The 1572-nt window shown below is 57.2% G+C and carries 4 protein-coding genes; all 4 read left to right on the top strand.

Annotated elements, in window-relative coordinates; translation table 11 throughout:
• Window positions 1-328: phage tail tape measure protein (locus IA22_RS36230; protein WP_479680729.1), on the top strand; the 328-nt coding region annotated here is incomplete at its 5' end.
• Entirely contained in the window at window positions 322-465 is a 144-nt protein-coding gene (locus IA22_RS38485; RefSeq protein ID WP_003644036.1) for a phage tail tape measure protein, read from the top strand. The genes IA22_RS36230 and IA22_RS38485, both read left to right, overlap by 7 nt.
• The gene (locus IA22_RS36225) at window positions 462-791 is read left to right on the top strand and encodes a phage tail protein (RefSeq protein ID WP_000847379.1); all 330 of its coding nucleotides are present in this window, start codon (window positions 462-464) and stop codon (window positions 789-791) included. Before IA22_RS38485 ends, IA22_RS36225 begins: the two co-directional genes overlap by 4 nt.
• Entirely contained in the window at window positions 791-1489 is a 699-nt protein-coding gene (locus IA22_RS36220; protein ID WP_001152639.1) for a phage minor tail protein L, read from the top strand. Before IA22_RS36225 ends, IA22_RS36220 begins: the two co-directional genes overlap by 1 nt.
• Window positions 1490-1572 lie beyond the last annotated feature (83 nt).

Raw genomic sequence — 1572 nt, 5'->3', positions numbered from 1 at the left:
GAATATGGCGGCGATGCTGACCGGCAGTGAGCAGAACTGGCGCAGCTTCACCCGTTCCGTGCTGTCCATGATGACAGAAATTCTGCTTAAGCAGGCAATGGTGGGGATTGTCGGGAGTATCGGCAGCGCCATTGGCGGGGCTGTTGGTGGCGGCGCATCCGCGTCAGGCGGTACAGCCATTCAGGCCGCTGCGGCGAAATTCCATTTTGCAACCGGAGGATTTACGGGAACCGGCGGCAAATATGAGCCAGTGTCGGTACACCGGGCAGCATGGCAGACAGCCGGTCGCAGGCGTCCGGGACGTTTGAGCAGAATAACCATGTGGTGATTAACAACGACGGCACGAACGGGCAGATAGGTCCGGCTGCTCTGAAGGCGGTGTATGACATGGCCCGCAAGGGTGCCCGTGATGAAATTCAGACACAGATGCGTGATGGTGGCCTGTTCTCCGGAGGTGGACGATGAAGACCTTCCGCTGGAAAGTGAAACCCGGTATGGATGTGGCTTCGGTCCCTTCTGTAAGAAAGGTGCGCTTTGGTGATGGCTATTCTCAGCGAGCGCCTGCCGGGCTGAATGCCAACCTGAAAACGTACAGCGTGACGCTTTCTGTCCCCCGTGAGGAGGCCACGGTACTGGAGTCGTTTCTGGAAGAGCACGGGGGCTGGAAATCCTTTCTGTGGACGCCGCCTTATGAGTGGCGGCAGATAAAGGTGACCTGCGCAAAATGGTCGTCGCGGGTCAGTATGCTGCGTGTTGAGTTCAGCGCAGAGTTTGAACAGGTGGTGAACTGATGCAGGATATCCGGCAGGAAACACTGAATGAATGCACCCGTGCGGAGCAGTCGGCCAGCGTGGTGCTCTGGGAAATCGACCTGACAGAGGTCGGTGGAGAACGTTATTTTTTCTGTAATGAGCAGAACGAAAAAGGTGAGCCGGTCACCTGGCAGGGGCGACAGTATCAGCCGTATCCCATTCAGGGGAGCGGTTTTGAACTGAATGGCAAAGGCACCAGTACGCGCCCCACGCTGACGGTTTCTAACCTGTACGGTATGGTCACCGGGATGGCGGAAGATATGCAGAGTCTGGTCGGCGGAACGGTGGTCCGGCGTAAGGTTTACGCCCGTTTTCTGGATGCGGTGAACTTCGTCAACGGAAACAGTTACGCCGATCCGGAGCAGGAGGTGATCAGCCGCTGGCGCATTGAGCAGTGCAGCGAACTGAGCGCGGTGAGTGCCTCCTTTGTACTGTCCACGCCGACGGAAACGGATGGCGCTGTTTTTCCGGGACGTATCATGCTGGCCAACACCTGCACCTGGACCTATCGCGGTGACGAGTGCGGTTATAGCGGTCCGGCTGTCGCGGATGAATATGACCAGCCAACGTCCGATATCACGAAGGATAAATGCAGCAAATGCCTGAGCGGTTGTAAGTTCCGCAATAACGTCGGCAACTTTGGCGGCTTCCTTTCCATTAACAAACTTTCGCAGTAAATCCCATGACACAGACAGAATCAGCGATTCTGGCGCACGCCCGGCGATGTGCGCCAGCGGAGTCGTGCGGCTTCGTGGTAAGC

The sequence above is a fragment of the Kitasatospora papulosa genome (assembly GCF_000717245.1).
GTDB classification, from domain to species: domain Bacteria; phylum Actinomycetota; class Actinomycetes; order Streptomycetales; family Streptomycetaceae; genus Streptomyces; species Streptomyces papulosus.
Note: the sequence above shows the minus strand (reverse complement) of the source record. Positions and strands in the feature narration are given on the sequence as shown.

Coding starts and splice junctions, on each gene's coding strand:
- IA22_RS36225 (WP_000847379.1), top strand. CDS start 462: ATGAAGACCTTCCGCTGGAAAGTGAAACCCGGTATGGATGTGGCTTCG.
- IA22_RS36220 (WP_001152639.1), top strand. CDS start 791: ATGCAGGATATCCGGCAGGAAACACTGAATGAATGCACCCGTGCGGAG.